At 65.1% G+C, this 15,296-nt stretch carries 22 protein-coding genes; 6 read left to right on the plus strand and 16 right to left on the minus strand.

Features of this window, described 5'->3' with window-relative positions; genetic code table 11:
• Window positions 1–4 precede the first annotated feature (4 nt).
• Window positions 5–619, plus strand: coding sequence for a response regulator transcription factor (locus Q0O95_RS04975; protein ID WP_293695988.1), 615 nt, complete (start codon window positions 5–7; stop codon window positions 617–619).
• Window positions 620–651: 32 nt separating this feature from the next.
• On the opposite strand, the gene Q0O95_RS04980 is transcribed toward Q0O95_RS04975, so the two are convergent.
• Genes Q0O95_RS04980 through Q0O95_RS05005 form a run of 6 tightly spaced genes read right to left on the minus strand, consistent with a single transcriptional unit; the run spans window position 652 to window position 6,474 of the window.
• The gene (locus tag Q0O95_RS04980) at window positions 652–2,085 is read right to left on the minus strand and encodes a serine hydrolase (RefSeq protein WP_293695990.1); all 1,434 of its coding nucleotides are present in this window, start codon (window positions 2,083–2,085) and stop codon (window positions 652–654) included.
• Window positions 2,078–2,779 carry a type 1 glutamine amidotransferase gene (locus Q0O95_RS04985; protein WP_293695992.1) on the minus strand — a complete coding sequence of 234 codons (702 nt, stop codon included), beginning with the start codon at window positions 2,777–2,779 and terminating at the stop codon, window positions 2,078–2,080. Before Q0O95_RS04985 ends, Q0O95_RS04980 begins: the two co-directional genes overlap by 8 nt.
• On the minus strand, window positions 2,776–3,867 hold the full coding sequence (locus Q0O95_RS04990) for a dipeptidase (protein ID WP_293695994.1): 1,092 nt from the start codon (window positions 3,865–3,867) through the stop codon (window positions 2,776–2,778). The genes Q0O95_RS04985 and Q0O95_RS04990 overlap by 4 nt, the downstream gene beginning before the upstream one ends.
• Window positions 3,864–5,000: an o-succinylbenzoate synthase gene (menC, locus tag Q0O95_RS04995; RefSeq protein WP_293695996.1), complete on the minus strand. Its 1,137-nt coding sequence runs from the start codon at window positions 4,998–5,000 to the stop codon at window positions 3,864–3,866. The genes Q0O95_RS04990 and menC overlap by 4 nt, the downstream gene beginning before the upstream one ends.
• The gene (locus tag Q0O95_RS05000) at window positions 5,000–5,668 is read right to left on the minus strand and encodes an SIS domain-containing protein (RefSeq protein WP_293695999.1); all 669 of its coding nucleotides are present in this window, start codon (window positions 5,666–5,668) and stop codon (window positions 5,000–5,002) included. Before Q0O95_RS05000 ends, menC begins: the two co-directional genes overlap by 1 nt.
• Complete coding sequence (locus tag Q0O95_RS05005) at window positions 5,665–6,474, minus strand: hypothetical protein (protein WP_293696002.1); 810 nt, start codon at window positions 6,472–6,474, stop codon at window positions 5,665–5,667. The genes Q0O95_RS05000 and Q0O95_RS05005 overlap by 4 nt, the downstream gene beginning before the upstream one ends.
• Before the next feature lie 243 nt (window positions 6,475–6,717).
• Here Q0O95_RS05005 and Q0O95_RS05010 point away from each other — a divergent pair, with 243 nt between their 5' ends.
• From Q0O95_RS05010 to erm, 5 genes are all read left to right on the plus strand, one after another.
• The gene (locus Q0O95_RS05010) at window positions 6,718–7,668 is read left to right on the plus strand and encodes an LD-carboxypeptidase (protein WP_293696004.1); all 951 of its coding nucleotides are present in this window, start codon (window positions 6,718–6,720) and stop codon (window positions 7,666–7,668) included.
• On the plus strand, window positions 7,665–8,489 hold the full coding sequence (locus tag Q0O95_RS05015) for a serine hydrolase (RefSeq protein WP_293696006.1): 825 nt from the start codon (window positions 7,665–7,667) through the stop codon (window positions 8,487–8,489). Before Q0O95_RS05010 ends, Q0O95_RS05015 begins: the two co-directional genes overlap by 4 nt.
• Window positions 8,486–9,286 carry a serine hydrolase gene (locus Q0O95_RS05020; RefSeq protein ID WP_293696008.1) on the plus strand — a complete coding sequence of 267 codons (801 nt, stop codon included), beginning with the start codon at window positions 8,486–8,488 and terminating at the stop codon, window positions 9,284–9,286. The genes Q0O95_RS05015 and Q0O95_RS05020 overlap by 4 nt, the downstream gene beginning before the upstream one ends.
• 149 nt (window positions 9,287–9,435) lie before the next feature.
• Window positions 9,436–9,873, plus strand: a complete 438-nt coding sequence (locus tag Q0O95_RS05025) for an Hsp20/alpha crystallin family protein (protein WP_293696011.1) — start codon at window positions 9,436–9,438, stop codon at window positions 9,871–9,873.
• Between the two features lie 407 nt (window positions 9,874–10,280).
• Window positions 10,281–11,042 (plus strand): 23S ribosomal RNA methyltransferase Erm, encoded by a 762-nt coding sequence (erm, locus tag Q0O95_RS05030; RefSeq protein WP_293696014.1) that lies wholly within the window; start codon window positions 10,281–10,283, stop codon window positions 11,040–11,042.
• On the opposite strand, the gene Q0O95_RS05035 is transcribed toward erm, so the two are convergent.
• From Q0O95_RS05035 to Q0O95_RS05080, 10 genes are all read right to left on the minus strand, one after another.
• A complete protein-coding gene (locus tag Q0O95_RS05035; RefSeq protein WP_293696016.1) occupies window positions 11,039–11,368 on the minus strand; it encodes a hypothetical protein in 330 nt (109 codons plus the stop codon). The genes erm and Q0O95_RS05035 overlap by 4 nt on opposite strands.
• Window positions 11,365–11,982 carry a hypothetical protein gene (locus Q0O95_RS05040; protein WP_293696018.1) on the minus strand — a complete coding sequence of 206 codons (618 nt, stop codon included), beginning with the start codon at window positions 11,980–11,982 and terminating at the stop codon, window positions 11,365–11,367. Before Q0O95_RS05040 ends, Q0O95_RS05035 begins: the two co-directional genes overlap by 4 nt.
• Window positions 11,979–12,545 carry a sigma-70 family RNA polymerase sigma factor gene (locus Q0O95_RS05045; protein ID WP_293696020.1) on the minus strand — a complete coding sequence of 189 codons (567 nt, stop codon included), beginning with the start codon at window positions 12,543–12,545 and terminating at the stop codon, window positions 11,979–11,981. Before Q0O95_RS05045 ends, Q0O95_RS05040 begins: the two co-directional genes overlap by 4 nt.
• Before the next feature lie 74 nt (window positions 12,546–12,619).
• Entirely contained in the window at window positions 12,620–12,889 is a 270-nt protein-coding gene (locus Q0O95_RS05050; RefSeq protein ID WP_293696023.1) for a GlsB/YeaQ/YmgE family stress response membrane protein, read from the minus strand.
• A gap of 54 nt (window positions 12,890–12,943) precedes the next feature.
• Window positions 12,944–13,120 (minus strand): CsbD family protein, encoded by a 177-nt coding sequence (locus Q0O95_RS05055; protein ID WP_293696025.1) that lies wholly within the window; start codon window positions 13,118–13,120, stop codon window positions 12,944–12,946.
• Window positions 13,121–13,177: 57 nt separating this feature from the next.
• Complete coding sequence (locus tag Q0O95_RS05060; protein WP_293696026.1) at window positions 13,178–13,777, minus strand: hypothetical protein; 600 nt, start codon at window positions 13,775–13,777, stop codon at window positions 13,178–13,180.
• Window positions 13,774–14,334: a hypothetical protein gene (locus Q0O95_RS05065; RefSeq protein ID WP_293696028.1), complete on the minus strand. Its 561-nt coding sequence runs from the start codon at window positions 14,332–14,334 to the stop codon at window positions 13,774–13,776. Before Q0O95_RS05065 ends, Q0O95_RS05060 begins: the two co-directional genes overlap by 4 nt.
• The gene (locus Q0O95_RS05070) at window positions 14,334–14,666 is read right to left on the minus strand and encodes a hypothetical protein (protein WP_293696029.1); all 333 of its coding nucleotides are present in this window, start codon (window positions 14,664–14,666) and stop codon (window positions 14,334–14,336) included. The genes Q0O95_RS05065 and Q0O95_RS05070 overlap by 1 nt, the downstream gene beginning before the upstream one ends.
• Window positions 14,663–14,854, minus strand: coding sequence for a hypothetical protein (locus Q0O95_RS05075; RefSeq protein WP_293696032.1), 192 nt, complete (start codon window positions 14,852–14,854; stop codon window positions 14,663–14,665). The genes Q0O95_RS05070 and Q0O95_RS05075 overlap by 4 nt, the downstream gene beginning before the upstream one ends.
• On the minus strand, window positions 14,851–15,279 hold the full coding sequence (locus Q0O95_RS05080; protein WP_293696035.1) for an Asp23/Gls24 family envelope stress response protein: 429 nt from the start codon (window positions 15,277–15,279) through the stop codon (window positions 14,851–14,853). The genes Q0O95_RS05075 and Q0O95_RS05080 overlap by 4 nt, the downstream gene beginning before the upstream one ends.
• Between the last annotated feature and the right edge of the window lie 17 nt (window positions 15,280–15,296).

Here is a 15,296-nt window from a genome sequence, read left to right on the forward strand (position 1 = left end):
CGGTATGAACGACGCCATCCGACTTCTGCTGGCGGATGACCAGGCGATGGTCAGGGGCGCACTGGGGGCGCTGCTGAATCTGGAACCGGACCTTGTGGTCGTCGGGGAAGCGTCCGATGGTGAATCCGCGATTCGCGAGGCCGAACGACTGCAACCCGACGTGTGTCTCATGGATATTCAGATGCCGGGCGTGGACGGGCTGGAGGCGACACGGGCGCTGCGAGACGCAAGCGCGCACACTCGCGTGCTGATCGTCACCACATTTGCCAGACCGGGCTACCTGAAGGCCGCGCTGGATGCGGGCGCGAGCGGATTCGTCGTCAAGGACGCCCCTCCCGATCGGCTCGCCGACGCTGTGCGGCGGGTGCACAGCGGGATGCACGTCGTCGACCCCGCGCTCGCCGAGGCGACGCTGTTCGAGGGCGAGAATCCGCTCTCGGAACGTGAACAGCAGGTGCTGAGGCTCTCGGCCGACGGCAGGCCGGTGGCCGAGATCGCCGCAGAGGTCTTCCTCTCACCCGGAACTGTGCGCAACCATCTGTCAGCGGCGATCGGCAAGACGGGAGCCGAGAACCGTGCGCAGGCGGCACGTTCGGCGAGCGACAAGGGCTGGATCTAAGAGGTCGCGACCCCACCCCCACAGAAGAGTTGTCAGGCCGCCGTGATCTTCAGCGACTGCAGCACGGGAGTCGCGAGGCCCACGAGGCGGATCGTGCATTCCAGGTCGCCGTGCTCACAGGCGACGCGCCAACGCAACTCGGCGGCATTCGGTTTCGCCGTGACGCGCTCGGCAAGCGGCGACTGTTTCGCCATGACGGCACCGAACTGCTGCGTGAGCTGCGCGAGACGCCGGTCCCGCACATCCGCGGGAACATCCGCCAGCAGGTTCTCTGCCGAGAACGCTGCGAGCCCTCCCAGGGATGCCCCGTCGCGCAGCAGCCGGTCGACGGTCTCCGCTGCCTCGAGGGTTTCCGGCCAGGAATCGACGAGCGCCGGGGGTTCGTCGACAGCGGCCAGGAGGTTGCGCAGTATCTCGGTCGCGCGCGTCCCGGCCCCGAAGCTGTCGGAGTTTCCGAACACGACAACGCCGACGCCCGAAGCAGCGTGCCAGCGCATGTGCGAGGACCAGCCCGGCAGCCCGCCCGCGTGCTGGAGAATTCGACCGAAGCGACGGTCCTGCTCGATGACCAGCCCGTAGCCGTACCCGGCCGATTCCAGCTGCTCCGCGCGTTCGGCTGCGACGGGAGCGGGCGTGAATGCGCTCTGCATTTCGCGCCTTGACTTCGGATGCAGGATGTCGGGATGCTCGGGCCCGGGAGAGAACGCGGAGGCCAGGAAGCGCATCCAGCGCCCGATGTCCGCAGCAGAGCTGAACATGCCGCCTATGCAGCCGAAGGCGCCGTGCTCGAGGAGCGGCTCGTGCCGGAACTCGTGACCACCGTCGAAGCTGCGATATCCCTCGGCGACGGCGGTGCCGCTCGGAAGGTCTGCGACGGCGTAGGCCGTGTGCACGAGCCCGAGGGGTTCGAGGAAGCGTTCGTGCACGACCCGTTCGATCGTCTGACCGGTCACGGTTTCGACGATCGCGCCGACCAACGCCATGCCGGTGTTCGAATACTGGTATTCGGAGCCGGGCGGCAGTGAGAGCGTCAGCCCGGCCGCATGCGCATGCAGCGCGTCTCGTGAGATTGCGAGCTGCCGGTCGGCCCACGCGTTGTCCTCCGGCAGACCGGAGCGATTGGACAGCAGCTGCGCGCACGTCACGTCAACGGCTTCGCCGCCCCAGAACAGTCTCGCCTCCGGCAGGTAGTCGTGGATCGGCGCCCGAATATCGAGGCTGCCCTCGTCTCGCAACGCGAGCACTGCGGCGGCGAGGAAGCTCTTCGACATCGAGGCGATGCGGAAGACCGTTTCGGCGTCCGTCGATGTTCCTGCGCGGGCTTCGCCGAACGGCCGCGCGATCACATTCCCCGCTCCATCGGTGACAGCGGCGACACCACCGCGGGCGCGCCTGCGCACCTCGGCAGGCAACGCCTTCGCTATCGAGCGCCGCGCGATCGCTTCGAAGCTCTCGCGGTCAGGCACCCCGTACCTCGGCTGCGAACGCGCGGATCATGCCCTCGGCGGCTTTCGTGTTCGCCTCGTCGTTCTCCTCCGCGCGCGCGAGGATCGCCGGGTAGTCATCGGCTGCGGCCTGACGCTCCGGGCTCCAGTTCCTGATGTTCTCGACGCTCGATTCCGGGTGGAACTGCAGCCCGCGAACGCGCAGTCCGATCCTGAACGCTTGATTCTCGATCAGTTCGCTCGAGGCCAGCAGCTGCGCGCCGTCGGGGAGGCGGGTGATCATGTCGCGGTGATTCTGAATCATCGGTGCGCCGCTGCCCAGCTGCCCGAGCACGGGGTCGGCGAGCCCGGCATCCGTCGTCGTGATCATGTAGGAGCCGCGCTCCGGCGGCCCGAAGTTCTCGCGCACCTCGCCTCCCGCGACGTCGGCGATGAGCTGCCCGCCCAGGCAGATGCCGAGGGTCGGGAAGTCGGCGTCGATCGCCTGCTGTGCGAGTTCGCGCTCGGGGCGCAGCCACGGAGCCTTGTCGAACGCGTCGGGCATGAGCCCGCCGCCCAGCAGTACCATGCCCGCAAAGCCGTCGAGCGAGCCCGGCAGGCCGTCTTTGCCTTCGACGACGACGGGTTCGATGCCCTCTTCCTCCAGCCAGGTCGCGAGTCGGCGCGGACCGCCGCCCTCCCAGTTGATGATGACGAGTACGCGGGGCTTGGTCACGGTGTCTCCTTCAGCGTCGCAGTGTCGATTGCCGGTCGCAGTGCGGTCGGGCGCGGGGCGGGAGCCGCTCCCGCCATGAATGCGCGGTAGTCGTCGTCGCTCGCCTCGAGCGTCCGCAGGATGTTCTCGTGCGCGAGCAGCGCGAGCTCGCTCTCCGACCATCCGCGCCCGCGCAGTTCCTGCAGGAGTCGCGGATACCCGGCGACATCCTCCAGGCCGGAGGGCATCGCGTCGGTGCCGTCGTAGTCGGCGCCGATACCGACCGCCTGCACGCCGGCGACATCGCGGATGTGCTCGATGTGGTCGGCGACGTCGGCCACCGTCACCTCCGGTGCCTCGCCCTTCGCCCCCGCAAGAACCCAATCGCGACGCGACTGCGATACGAAGCTCGGCACGAAGGCGACCATGACGAGGCCGCCTCCGCGGCCGATCGACTCGATGACATCGTCGGGGACATTGCGTGGATGATCGCACAGGGCGAGCGCGCAGGAGTGCGTCACGACGACGGGCCTGGTCGAAGTTTCGAGCGCATCCCGCATCGTGTCCGGCGATACGTGCGCAAGGTCGAGAAGCACGCCGATGCGGTTCATCTCCCGGACGACTTCGCGACCGAAGTCGCTCAGCCCGCCGTGACGTGAGTCGTCGGTTGCGGAATCGGCCCAGTCGGTTGTGCGCGACCAGGTCAGCGTCATGTAGCGGGCTCCGAGTCGCGCGTACTGACGCAGCGCGGCGAGCGACCCGCCGATCTGCGCTCCTCCCTCGATGCCGATGAGCGAAGCGACTTTCCCGTCCTGCATCGCTGTACGGGTGTCCGCTGCCGTCGTCGCGAATCGAAGGTCCTCGGGATAGGTGTCGATGAACCGGTGCACGAAGTCGATCTGTTCGAGGGTTGCCGTCACCTGGTCTGCTCCCTGCAGTACCGAGTCGACCCACACCGACCAGAACTGCCCGCCGACACCGCCGGAGCGCAGGCGATCGACCGAGGTGTGCAGCCCATCGATCGGCAGCTCGAGCCCCGCCGTCGAATAGCCCAGGTGCTTGCGGCTCGCCCATGCGAGATCGTTATGGCCGTCGATGACGGGGATCACAGTGTTGCCTCCTGCGCAGCGCGATGCTGTTCGTGGGTTCTTGCGGCGTGCTCGCGGATCCAGTCATCGCGCACCTCGTGGCCGATACCCGGCCCATCGGGTACGCGCACGACGCCGTCGTTCGCGATGACCGCGGGAGCGATCACGTCTTCCGCGTAGTACTTGTCGGAGCCCGATACGTCGGAGGGGAGTGTGAAACCCGGCAGCGACGAGATCGCGACGTTCGCTGCCCGACCGATCCCGAACTCGTGCATTCCGCCGCACCAGGCCGGAATGCCGCCGTCGACCGCTGCATCGTGAGCGAGTTTCGCGGCCGTCAGACCGCCCATCCGCGAAACCTTGATGTTGACGACGCGGGCGGCATCCAGCCGCAGCATCGTGTGGATGTCGTCGACGTGCACGATCGACTCGTCGAGACAGATCGGAGTGCTGACGCGTTGCTGAAGCCGCGCGTGGCCCACGAAGTCGCGAGCGGCGAACGGCTGCTCGAACATCGTGAGTTCAGCGGCGTCGAGTCTGGCGAACATCGTGAGGCTCGCTTCGCCGGCTTCGAAGGCGGCGTTCGCGTCGACGTGCAGCAGGAGCTTCGGGAATGCGGCGCGCACGGCCAGCACGGGTTCGACATCCCAGCCCGGTGCGATTTTCAGTTTGACGCGACGGTAGCCGGCATCGACCTGTCGCTGTACCTGCTCGAGCAGTTCATCGATCGTCGGTTCTATTCCGAGCGAGACGCCCGCGACGACCTCAGTCCGCGCGCCTCCGAGCGTCTGCGAAAGCGAAACGCCGCGGGCGCGGGACGCGAGATCCCAGGCCGCTATCGAAAAACCCGACTTCGCGAACTCGTGGCCCCGGACGCGGGCCCACGCTTGTTCGAGCGCCTCCGGGCTCTCCGCATCCGCCGAGAGCAGCTCGGGGGTGAGGTATCGCGTCGCGACACCCCAGGCGGTCTCGACGGTGTCAGCGCTGAAGAACGGATGCGTCGGTGACGCGATCTCGCCCCACCCGACACGACCCTCCGCGTCGGTGAGCTCCACGAGAATGTGCGTCAGCCCCGACTTGCGGTGCGAACTCGTTTCAAAACTGTGGACGAGCGGCAGGCTCAGCTCGTACAGGCGCACTCGATCGATGCGCATCAACCACGCTCCCGTTCTGATTCCGGCAGGTAGGTGTCGAGCTGCTCCGAAATCTGGTCCCGCAGCGCGAGTCGCCGCCTGGCGCCCTTCGCGCTCGCGGTCGTCAGCGTGCTCAACAGATGACAGACGGCGACGGTCGCGGTTGGCGAGTCAGCGTACGAGGCCGAACCAGTGCGCACTTTGATGCGGCAGGTCGCGATATCGGCAAGGGGCGCAGACTCGTCGTCCGTGACAACGATGAGCTGACCGCCGGCCTCGTGGAAGAGCTGCCCTATGCGCACGGATTCGCGGCGATAGCGACGCATCGAGAACACGACGAGGACGTCGGTCGGCCGGACGTCGGACAGCACCGCGAGCTCGTCGAGACTCTTACCGTCGATCAGGAAGACATTCGAGAGCGTTGCGCCGAGGTCGGCCGTCAGTAACTGCGCGTACGCCGCCGACTTGCCCTCGCCGAGAATGAACCGACGGCGAGCACCGAGGATGAGCGCCGCGCCGCGCGGGACATCGCCGGAGTCCTCCAACTCTTCGAGCGTCTCGGCGAGAGAGCGCGTTTCCGACTCGATAACCCGACGCTGGATGATCTCGGCCGAGACGTTCTTGCGGAAGCGTGCGTTGAATCGATCCCGGGGGGAGTCAAGCGAACGATCGTGTTCAGTTTCGCTCATGAGTGTTCCTGTTCTCTTCCAAGGGACTCTCTCGGTACTGCAAGATATGCGGCGGTATCGTCGCTGACGAGCGAACAGCCGATCAGCGCACGCCGCTGATCGAACGTCGCCCGCAGCGTCTCGGCGATGAGCTCGCTGACGCGGGAACGAACTTCGGCGGGAACCGTCGTCGAGTCCGCCGGCAGCGGTATCCATGTGTCATTGTCGTCTCCGGCGACGGCCGTGCCCCAGCGAGAGCGGCCGAGTGTCGGAGGCGGGGTCGGTTTCGGGCGTCGCTCGCGGCTCGCATCCGCCGGCAACCGCCAGTTGACGAGAATTCGGTCGCTCTCCGGCCGCTCGAAGTAGCGGGGCAGGAACCCGACGCCCACGGCCTGGAGCGAGTCGAGGTTGAAGTGCGCGTTCCTGACCAGTAGCGGATCAAAGGTCCAGCGCATTTCGCGGTGCCCGGCGCGGGCCGCGTCCTCGGCCTGCAGATACTTCAACGCACGACCGAGGCCCCTTCCCTGCTGCCGTTCATCGACGACGGCCGCTTGTGAAAAATGAAACGGCTGCCCATCGTCGAGCCCGGCGAAACCGTAAGCGTAGCCGACGAGTTCGCGGAGTTCGTTGAAGACGCCGACGGATGACCCACCGTGGTGGCAGAGCGAGCTCAACAGGTTCGGGTTCAGGGAGAACGCGGGGTCTTCGTAGCCGAACACTCGGCGGTAGAGTGCGTCGGCCTCCCGCAGGCCATCCGGATCACTCAGGCGCGCCGATGAGTACCCTTGGGGCAGCAGTGATTCTGCACGGAGCGACGTTGCTTGCATAGCGCGATTCCTAGTGAGAGGGCCCAACTTTTTTGACGGCCGGTGTAAAGCGTGTTCGGTCAGAAACATAGCATGAGATACGTCACGGATTCTGCCCCCATCGTAATACAATTGCCGACTTTACTGCCGATTCTAAGGCGATTGGGCCCCGTGTCAGGCTGTAGATACGATTCAAATGATTGCAATTCGTGACACTTTGGTGTTGCATGGCACTACCCCGCAAGATTCGATGGAGAGCCGTATATGAACCCGTCCGACGCGTATCTCGACAGTGCTCCTCTGCAGCCGGGTGACACGGTCGCCTTCGTGTCTCCCGCAGGGCAGTGCAGCGCGGAGGCCCTGGAGCGCGGAAAGTCGTACTACGAGCAGTGGGGACTGCACGTGGTCGTCGGACGACACGCGCTCGCGAAACATCCCCGTGCCGACTATCTGGCCGGCACCGACGACCAACGACGTGCAGACCTCGTTGAAGCGTGGTTGAACCCCGAAATCGATGCGGTTGTCAGCACGCGCGGCGGGTACGGCTCGCTCAGACTGCTCGACGGCATCGACTGGGCAGCGATGCGAGCGGCGGCGACGCGACGCGACGGCAGGCCGAAGCTCTTAACCGGGTCTTCTGACATCACGGCGCTGCACGAGGCGTTTCGCGCGCACCTGGATGTGCCGACCCTGTTCTGCCCCATGGCGACGAACGACGTGTTCGGCAAGTCGGCCATCATCAGGGAGGACGTGCGCAGGTGGCTGCTGCAACCGTGGCGAGGGCAGAGTCTCGTCGGCCCCGCAACGGAAATCCTCGCTCAGGGCACGGCGAGAGGGCGGTTCACGGGCGGCAACCTCAGCCTTTTGGCGAGCGCGTTGGGTACCGCAGACGCCCGGCAGCGGCCCGAGGGCATCCTGTTCCTCGAGGATGTCACCGAGAAGCCCTACCGAATCGACAATTTCCTGACGCAGTTGCGCAGAGCCGGATACTTCGACGGTCTCGCGGGTATCGTGCTGGGGTCATGGCACGATTCCGGAGACCTCAGTGCTGTGCGAGCTCTCATGGAAGACGAATTCGGCGATGCGGGCATTCCGGTGCTCTGGGAGCAGGGGTTCGGCCACGACCCCGACGCGATCTCGGTGCCGCTGGGTGTCGAAGGACTGTTGGATGCGACCGGTCGTGAGCCGGTTCTGACCGTAACGGGGAGCGCATGAAACCACCGGAGCTCGACCAGCGCGCGAAATGGAGCATACGGGTCGTGGATGCCGACTCGGGCGAAGAGCTGCTTGCCCACGAACCCGACGTTGTGTGCGAGACCGCGAGCATAGGCAAGGTCTTCCTGCTGCTCGAGGTCGCGCAGAGACTCGAAGACGGTCGATTCTCGCCCGACGATCGAATTCGCATAGAAGACGAGCACCGGGTCGAGGACTCTGGGCTGCTCTACCGGATGCGCGATCAGCGGGTCACGGTAGAAGACGCGGCCCTCCTGGTCGGCGCCGTGAGCGACAACCTTGCGACCAATGCGCTCATCGCGATGTGCGGCCTCGATACTGTGCGCGCCGTCGCGAAGAACCTCGGCCTCGAGCGAACGGAGCTGCACGATTTCATCAGGGACGCTCGGTTGCCGGGCATGCCGTGGACGCCGTCGTTCGGCACCGCACGGGAGCTCGCCGACGTCATGCGGCGGCTCGCTCGTCGCGAACTGGGCTCACCGGCCGTGAGCGAACGGGTGCTCGGGTGGCTGGCAGCGGATACGGACACGTCGATGCTCGCCGACGCGTTCCTGCTGGACCCGCTGGCCCACGCCGAGCCCGAGTACCAAGGCATCGAGCTTCACCATAAGACCGGCAGCACCTCGTTCGCCCGCATCGACATAGGTCATGTCCGCGGACCCTCGGGTGCGGTCGCGTACGCGGTCGCCGCGAACTGGCGAGACTCCGACGTCGATCTGCGGGCTCCCGTCATCGACGCGATGCGCGAGATCGGAGAAGAGATCCGCTCCCGGATAACGGGGCAGGAAAGGAGTGCCCAGTGAGTATCGAGTTCCCGGAGCACGACGGCATCCGATGGTCGGTGCTGGTGCAGGATGCCGACACCGGCGAGACGCTGCTGGGCGAACGGCAGGAGCAAGTGCTGAACACAGCATCCATCGGCAAGCTCTTCCTGCTGCACCGCTTGCTCGTCGACGTCGACGAGGGGTCGCGTCGGCTCGAAGACACTGCGACGCGGCTGCCGCACGAGATGATCGGCGCTTCGGGGCTCTGGTCGCGCATGCAGGCGGACACGTTCTCGCTGTACGATCTCGGGCTCTTGATCGGCGCCGTGAGTGACAACGACGCGACGAACGTGCTGGGCAGAGTCGTCGGCATGGAGCGGGTGCGGCAACATGCGCTCGATCTCGGTTTCGAGCATACGAGGCTCAACGACATCGTGCGGTGGCCCATCCCGCCCGGGTATCCGAAACGGCTCTCGGAGGGCAATGCGAGCGAGCTTGTGCGGCTCGCCAGGATGATCGCGGACGGCGACGGGCTCAGTGAAAGCAGCCGCGATACCCTGGCCAGGTGGCTCGCGGCGGGAACAGACCACTCGATGGTCGCGCAGCCCTTCAACTTCGACCCGCTCGATCACGACTTCTTCGATCGAGGCGTCTGGCTCTGGAGCAAGACGGGCACGCTGCGATCGGTGCGCGGCGACGTCGGCATCGTGATGACAGGAGAGCGACGCGTCGCCTACGCCGTGCTGGCGCAGTGGGAGCAGGGTAAGGACCCGCGGGATGCCGTCCTCGCGACGATGGCAGAAGTCGGCGAGTTGATTCATCGCGCCCTCGCGTAAGCGCGTCAGCCGACGGCGAACATCCCTGACGAGAAGCCCACTCGACTTGCATCAGAAAACTTGAGTTGCTTAGTATCAAGTTAAGGAATATCGGGGGCCTCTTGCCGGTTGACCACGGCAAGAGAGCAAATCAACTCAAGGGGGAAACCATGGCAAGCAATCTAGACCTGTTCCGTGACTTCGATCGCGTCATCAACCAGGCGTCGCGTGGGCAATCCGCGTTCGGAATGCCGATGGATCTGCATCGCGAAGGCGATCGTTTCGTCGCCGAAATCGACCTGCCGGGCGTCGACCCATCGAGCATCGATATCGATGTCGAAGACTTCACGCTCACGATTCGTGCCGAACGCAAGTCGGCCCACAATTTCGACAAGAACCAGTGGGTGACGCGGGAGCGCAGCTACGGTACGTTCGCTCGGCAGCTCAGCCTTGGCCGCGGTCTCGATCTGAACCGCATCGAGGCAGACTACGCCGACGGCGTCCTCACGCTGTCAATTCCCGTTGCGGAGGACAGCAAGCCGCGAAAGGTGCAGGTTCGCCACGCTGCGGCCAGCGAGGCCGTGACGGTCGATGAAGCAACAGCGTAAGACGTCGAGTACGGCAGCTATCGAACGCTGACCGAAAGCGCAATCGACGCCCGCCGGGGAGTCCCGTCACCCCCCGCGTAAGGTGCGAAAAACTTCGAAACATGACCATCATGTTTCGAAGTTTTTCGCATCCAAGGGGCAAGGGTGGGAATCGCCCTGGCCAAAGTGGGTGGGCACCTGCTACGGTCATCTGCGTGGGATCGATAATCTGCAGCGCGCTCGTGACAGCGCACCAGTACATCGACCGCGACCGTCGCTCCTGACGGCGCGGGGCTTTCTGAACGCCCGATCTACATTCACGCGCCGTCACCTCCGAGTAATCTCGCGTCTCGGACCAGCGGTCTCTTCCGTTCTCGTTAGGCATGTCACGCCCCGAGGCGCTCCGAACATCGACTCTGGAGCGCACAATGCGTCGTTCACAACACGGCGGCCGGCACGAACTCGGCCAGAATTTCCTCACCCACAAACCCACCGTCAATCGAATCGCCACGGTCGTGGCAAGCACGTCCGGATCCATCCTCGAGATCGGCGCAGGCGGTGGTGCGCTGACGGGATCACTCGCTCGGCTCGGACGCCCGCTCACGGCGATCGATATCGACGAGCACCGCGTCGGACGGCTGCGACGTCGACTGCGCAACGTTGAAATCCTGCGAGCCGACGCAATGCGGCATCCGTTGGATGCGAACGTCGTGGTCGGCAATATTCCCTTCCACATCACGACGCCGCTGCTCCGGCGCCTGCTGCGACAGCGCTCCTGGCGCTCGGCAGTCTTGCTGACGCAGTGGGAAGTGGCCAGAAAGCGAGCCGGTGTGGGCGGCTCGACCATGATGAGCGCTCAGGCTGCTCCATGGTTCGAGTTCTCGCTGGAGATGCGCGTTCCCGCGTGGGCATTCACTCCCAGGCCCAGCGTCGACGGAGGAGTACTCCGTATTGATCGCCGCGCAACCCCGCTCATTCCTCCGTCGCAGCGAGGGGCCTACGAAGCCTTCGTGAAGACCGTTTTCACGGGACGAGGCGGCTCGCTCGCGGCCACCGTCGGCGGCGCCGCCCGAGTGCCGACGAAGGGCGCGAAACGGGCGCTGCGGGATGCCGGGGTGCGCGGCGAAGCTCGCCCGCGCGATCTAGCGCCCGAGCACTGGGCACAGCTCTGGCAGCGAGTGCAGCGTTAAGCGGCGGGGAGGTGCGAAACCGTGATGCGAACCAATGGGTCGACGATACCGTGCTGTCCGGCTATTCGGGTGACTCGGGATTTGATGAGCCGCGCGAGGTCGGGTGTTCGACTCTCGATCGTTACGGCGACGTTCAATTCGATCGTGCATTCTTGCGCATTCTGGCTGATTCTGACCAGCGGATTGTCGCCGGCGTCCTGCCGGAGGATCGTTAAACCGGTTTCGACAGGGCCCCCGCGAGGAGGAAACAGTTTCGCAACGCCTTCGATCGCGATAACCCGGTGCTCGATCTCCTCCGCCAGCATTGCTCTGATCGGTTCGTTCATGGGCGCTCCTCTTCCTTTGCCCGCGTGACGACGTCGCTGACACGAATGTCGACTGCTTCGAGCTGCAGTTCGGAGTGCTGTTCGATGCGCTTCGCGACTTCCCGGCGCAGTGCTGTGACCAGGCTATGCATGGGGAGCCCGTAGAGAACACTGACCTCGAGACTGATTCGGATTTCGGCGCCCGGCTCTTCGACAGCGCCCAGGAACCGGCACTTCCCGACGATCACCCCAGGTACGGCCTCTTCCGCGCCGCGGACGAGGCCGCGTACCGCCCCCTCCGTGATGGCTAGATCGGCCGACGGATCGGGGTCGCTGATGGGAATTCTGCGCCCCACGCGAGACTCGGCCACGATTGACGAAACGACTCCGCGTAGCCAGTGCTCCTCGACGTCCGGTTCGCTACGCGCTTCCTCTTCGAGCGCAGTAGAGGTGAGAGTGCGCAGCCGCGCAAGGCCTTCGAGCGCGCGCTGACAGGCGGGGGAGTCCTCGATCGACGGGTTCACAGGGTTGCGCCCGGATTCGAGATAGTCGGTGAGCTCTTCGATGGTGTGACCGTCGAGATCCTCTTGCAGCACGTGCTCGTGCTCGTTACGGGGGGTGTGGTTGTCGTTCATCGCCACGCCTCCATCCTCACGATGATATGTCTTCTCGCACGCGCCAGCGCCCCACGCACGGTCGAGACACTGGTGCCGAGCTGTTCGGCGATCTCGTCGTAGTGGTAACCGCCGATTTCGCGAAGCACCCAGCAGTCGCGCTGCAGGGAGGGGAGCCCGTCGAGCGTCTCCCTGAGTGCGGCCATCTGGGCCCTGTTCTCCACGACGCGGTCGGGACTCGTGTCTCCCGACGCCGTCGAATAGAGATCGTCGATGTCTTGATACGGGCGGGATGCCCGAACGCGGCTGATCGCGTTCCTGGTGACGATGCGCATGAGCCACGGCTGCACCTTGCCCTGATCCTCGAGATCCGGGAGGCGCTGCCAGGCGGTTACGAATGATTCTTGAACGATGTCGTCCACTTCCAACGTGCTGCGGGTGATCAGTCTCGTCGCCGCACGAAGCCGCGGTGTGTGCCTGCGCACGAGTACCGTGAACGCCTCGACGTCCCCGTCTGCGGCCCTTCCGGCGAGAATCCGATCATCGGCATCCGCGAGCGAAATGCGCGGTGTGTATTCACGCATGTGTGCCTCTCTGAAACTGCAGCGCAACCGGCCCTGCCCTGTTGAACAGCGTAGGGCCGGGCGCTCGAACGGGTTTACCGCTTCTTCGACTTCCTCCCGAAAACCAGTCCGTAGACGAGCAATACCAGCAGTGAACCTCCTATTGCGAGCAGCCAGCTGCGCAAGTCGAAGAATCCTCCCAGGTCAATGTTGAACAGCAGCCCGCCCAGCCAACCGCCGAGCATCGCACCGACGACACCGAGTAGCAGGGTGACGATCCAGCCACCACCCTGTTTGCCCGGCAAGATCAACTTCGCGATAGCTCCGGCGATGAGCCCGAGCAGTAGGAAACCGAAAAACCCCATGGGTCGACTCCATTCCTTCTCAATGTATGGTTACTGACGCATGCTGCGTCCGGACTACTTGTTCTTGAAGACATCCTTGACGTCTTCAACGGTCTTCTTGACCTTGCCTTCGACCTGATCGGCCTTGCCCTCCGCCTTCAAGCGGTCGTTGTCCGTCGCCTTTCCGAACGTTTCCTTTGCTTTGCCGAGGGTCTCTTTTGCTTTCGCCTCGAACTTGTCTGATTCGCCCACGATGGGCTCCTTTCTCTGTGTGCTCAGTTGAGAGCGGTTGTTGCGGGTTTCTTTTGGTCATCGGGCTCGTATCGGTGCGCGCAGCCGGTCGCGGACTCGCTGACGCCCCACTCGCAGGACAACGGGGGTCTCCGTGCCTGCGAAGTTGTCCCAGTCGGCGAGCGCCGCGTGCGCAGCTGCCAGCGTTCGTGAGAGATCTGCTCCGTCGCGGACGAAGAGCTCCATCAGGATCGTCGGTCCGAGTCGACCTCTGTAGGTCGTCGCGGATACGTCGAGGAGCTCCGGTGTGCCGTCGCATCGCAGTGCGAAGAATTCGCCAACAGCAGTCGTATCCACGCTCGTCGTCCCCTGCGCGGACGCCGTACGGAGAGCCGTTCGCGTCGTTCCCCGGCGCCGGCTCGCAATGAACGCAACAGAGATCAGCAGCACGAACAGTGCCGCGACAACCGCCGCGACGCCCCATACGGGCATACGCCAGCCCCACGGAGTTGCGATCGTCTCCGTGGCAATCGGCCAGATCGCGCCGGCCCGCGAGACCGACGCAGTAAGGGCATCCTGTGCGAATGTCCAGAGCAGCAATGCCGCGCCCGCTCCGATCGCGAACAGCCCCGTGACCAGGAGGACGGTTCTGCCGAGGAATCTGTTGTTCGAGCTCACGCGACCGACCCCTCTCGCTGCACGAGGACTCGTGGACGCAATCGCAGGCCGAGCGCCTGCGTTGTGCTCCTGGCTGCCTCTTCGACGGCATCGTGATCGACCGCCACGCCAGAGACGGGTCGAACCATTATCGTCACCAGACGGCGGCGATGGACGCTCGCGCGTACCTGACGCCGCTGCAAACCGCACGAGCGTGCGACTGTAGTCGCGACGGACTCGGCGAGCCCATAGCTCTCGATAACGACCCCGGCTCGATCGGTTATGAGGGTGTGCCTTGTCCTTCGCCCCGGCAGGATCGCCAGGAGGAAACCGACCACGCCCAGGAGCAGGAGCACGCAGCCGGCCGTCACCGAAACGACGGGATCGTTCACGGCATCCGTGACGGTCGCGGCAACCGTGTCCAAGCGTTCAGGTAAGAACAGCGCCAAGCCTCCTGCGACGAGTCCGCCCGCCGTGAGCAGAGCGACACAGGTCGCCGCGATGACTGCGGGAACCGTTCTGGAGGCGCGGGTCTCTCGACGGAGCAGACGTCGGTAGAGCCTTTCGTGGGTGGGCATCAGAGCACTCTCCCTCGACGGGCCGGACGCGCGCCATCAAAGCGGATGTCGACCGCCGAAACCGAGCGCTCGGCGAGGCGAAACATCCCATCGATGAGGGCCGCCCGGATCATCTGAGCCTGCTCCGGTATGGGGATTGGTTCGGCTGTCAGCGCGAGCGGCAAGCGCACCGAGGCACGTAACCTGCCGCTATCGTCCGTGAGTTCCAGCGAGACTTCCGAGTCGCGGGTCTGAGCCGCGTCGGATGCGAGCCGAGTGGCGAGCGCCTGCAGCGAGCGAACGCTGAGCACCGTCCGTCCCCTGCACTCGTCGCCCTGCTGGTCGAGGATCATGACGACGTGCGACGTCCGCGTACGACGTCCGCGAGCGCGCCGAGGTCGAGCCTGCCCTCCATGACACGGCCGATGCCGGCGCCGATCAACATTGCCAGGCCGACCAGCAGGAAGACCCAGAATCCGAGCGTCACGAGCGTGAGAGCGAGAATCGCTCCCACGACCGTGCCAGTGAACGTTGCGCTCACTGGACTCGAGTCTCCCCGGTCTCTTCTTCGTCGTTCGAAGGAAGGTGCACGTCGTCGACGGCGACGTTGACTTCGGTGACCTCCATGCCGACGTACTCCTGGAGCGCGTTGTACACGGAAGCCCGTACCTTGTTCGCGACGTCCTGCAGTGCAACCGGGTAGTCGGCGACGATCGTCACGTCGACGGCAACCTGCTCTTCGCCCACCTCGACGTTGATGCCCTGCGAGAGGTCTTTGGTGTTGAATGCGCCGCGGATCGCGCCGACGACGCGAGCTGCCCCGCCTCCCAGTGCGTACACGCCGGGTACCTCGCGTGCTGCGATGCCGGCGATTTTCGCGACAACGCCGTCATCGATCGTGGTCTTGCCGACGGGGCCGGTCGCGGTAGCGGTGGTCTTCGGTCGGGGGTTCGGCGTGTTTGCCATGGCTGATCTCCTTCGGA

It is taken from the genome of uncultured Agrococcus sp., from assembly GCF_945915485.1.
Lineage (GTDB): Bacteria > Actinomycetota > Actinomycetes > Actinomycetales > Microbacteriaceae > Agrococcus.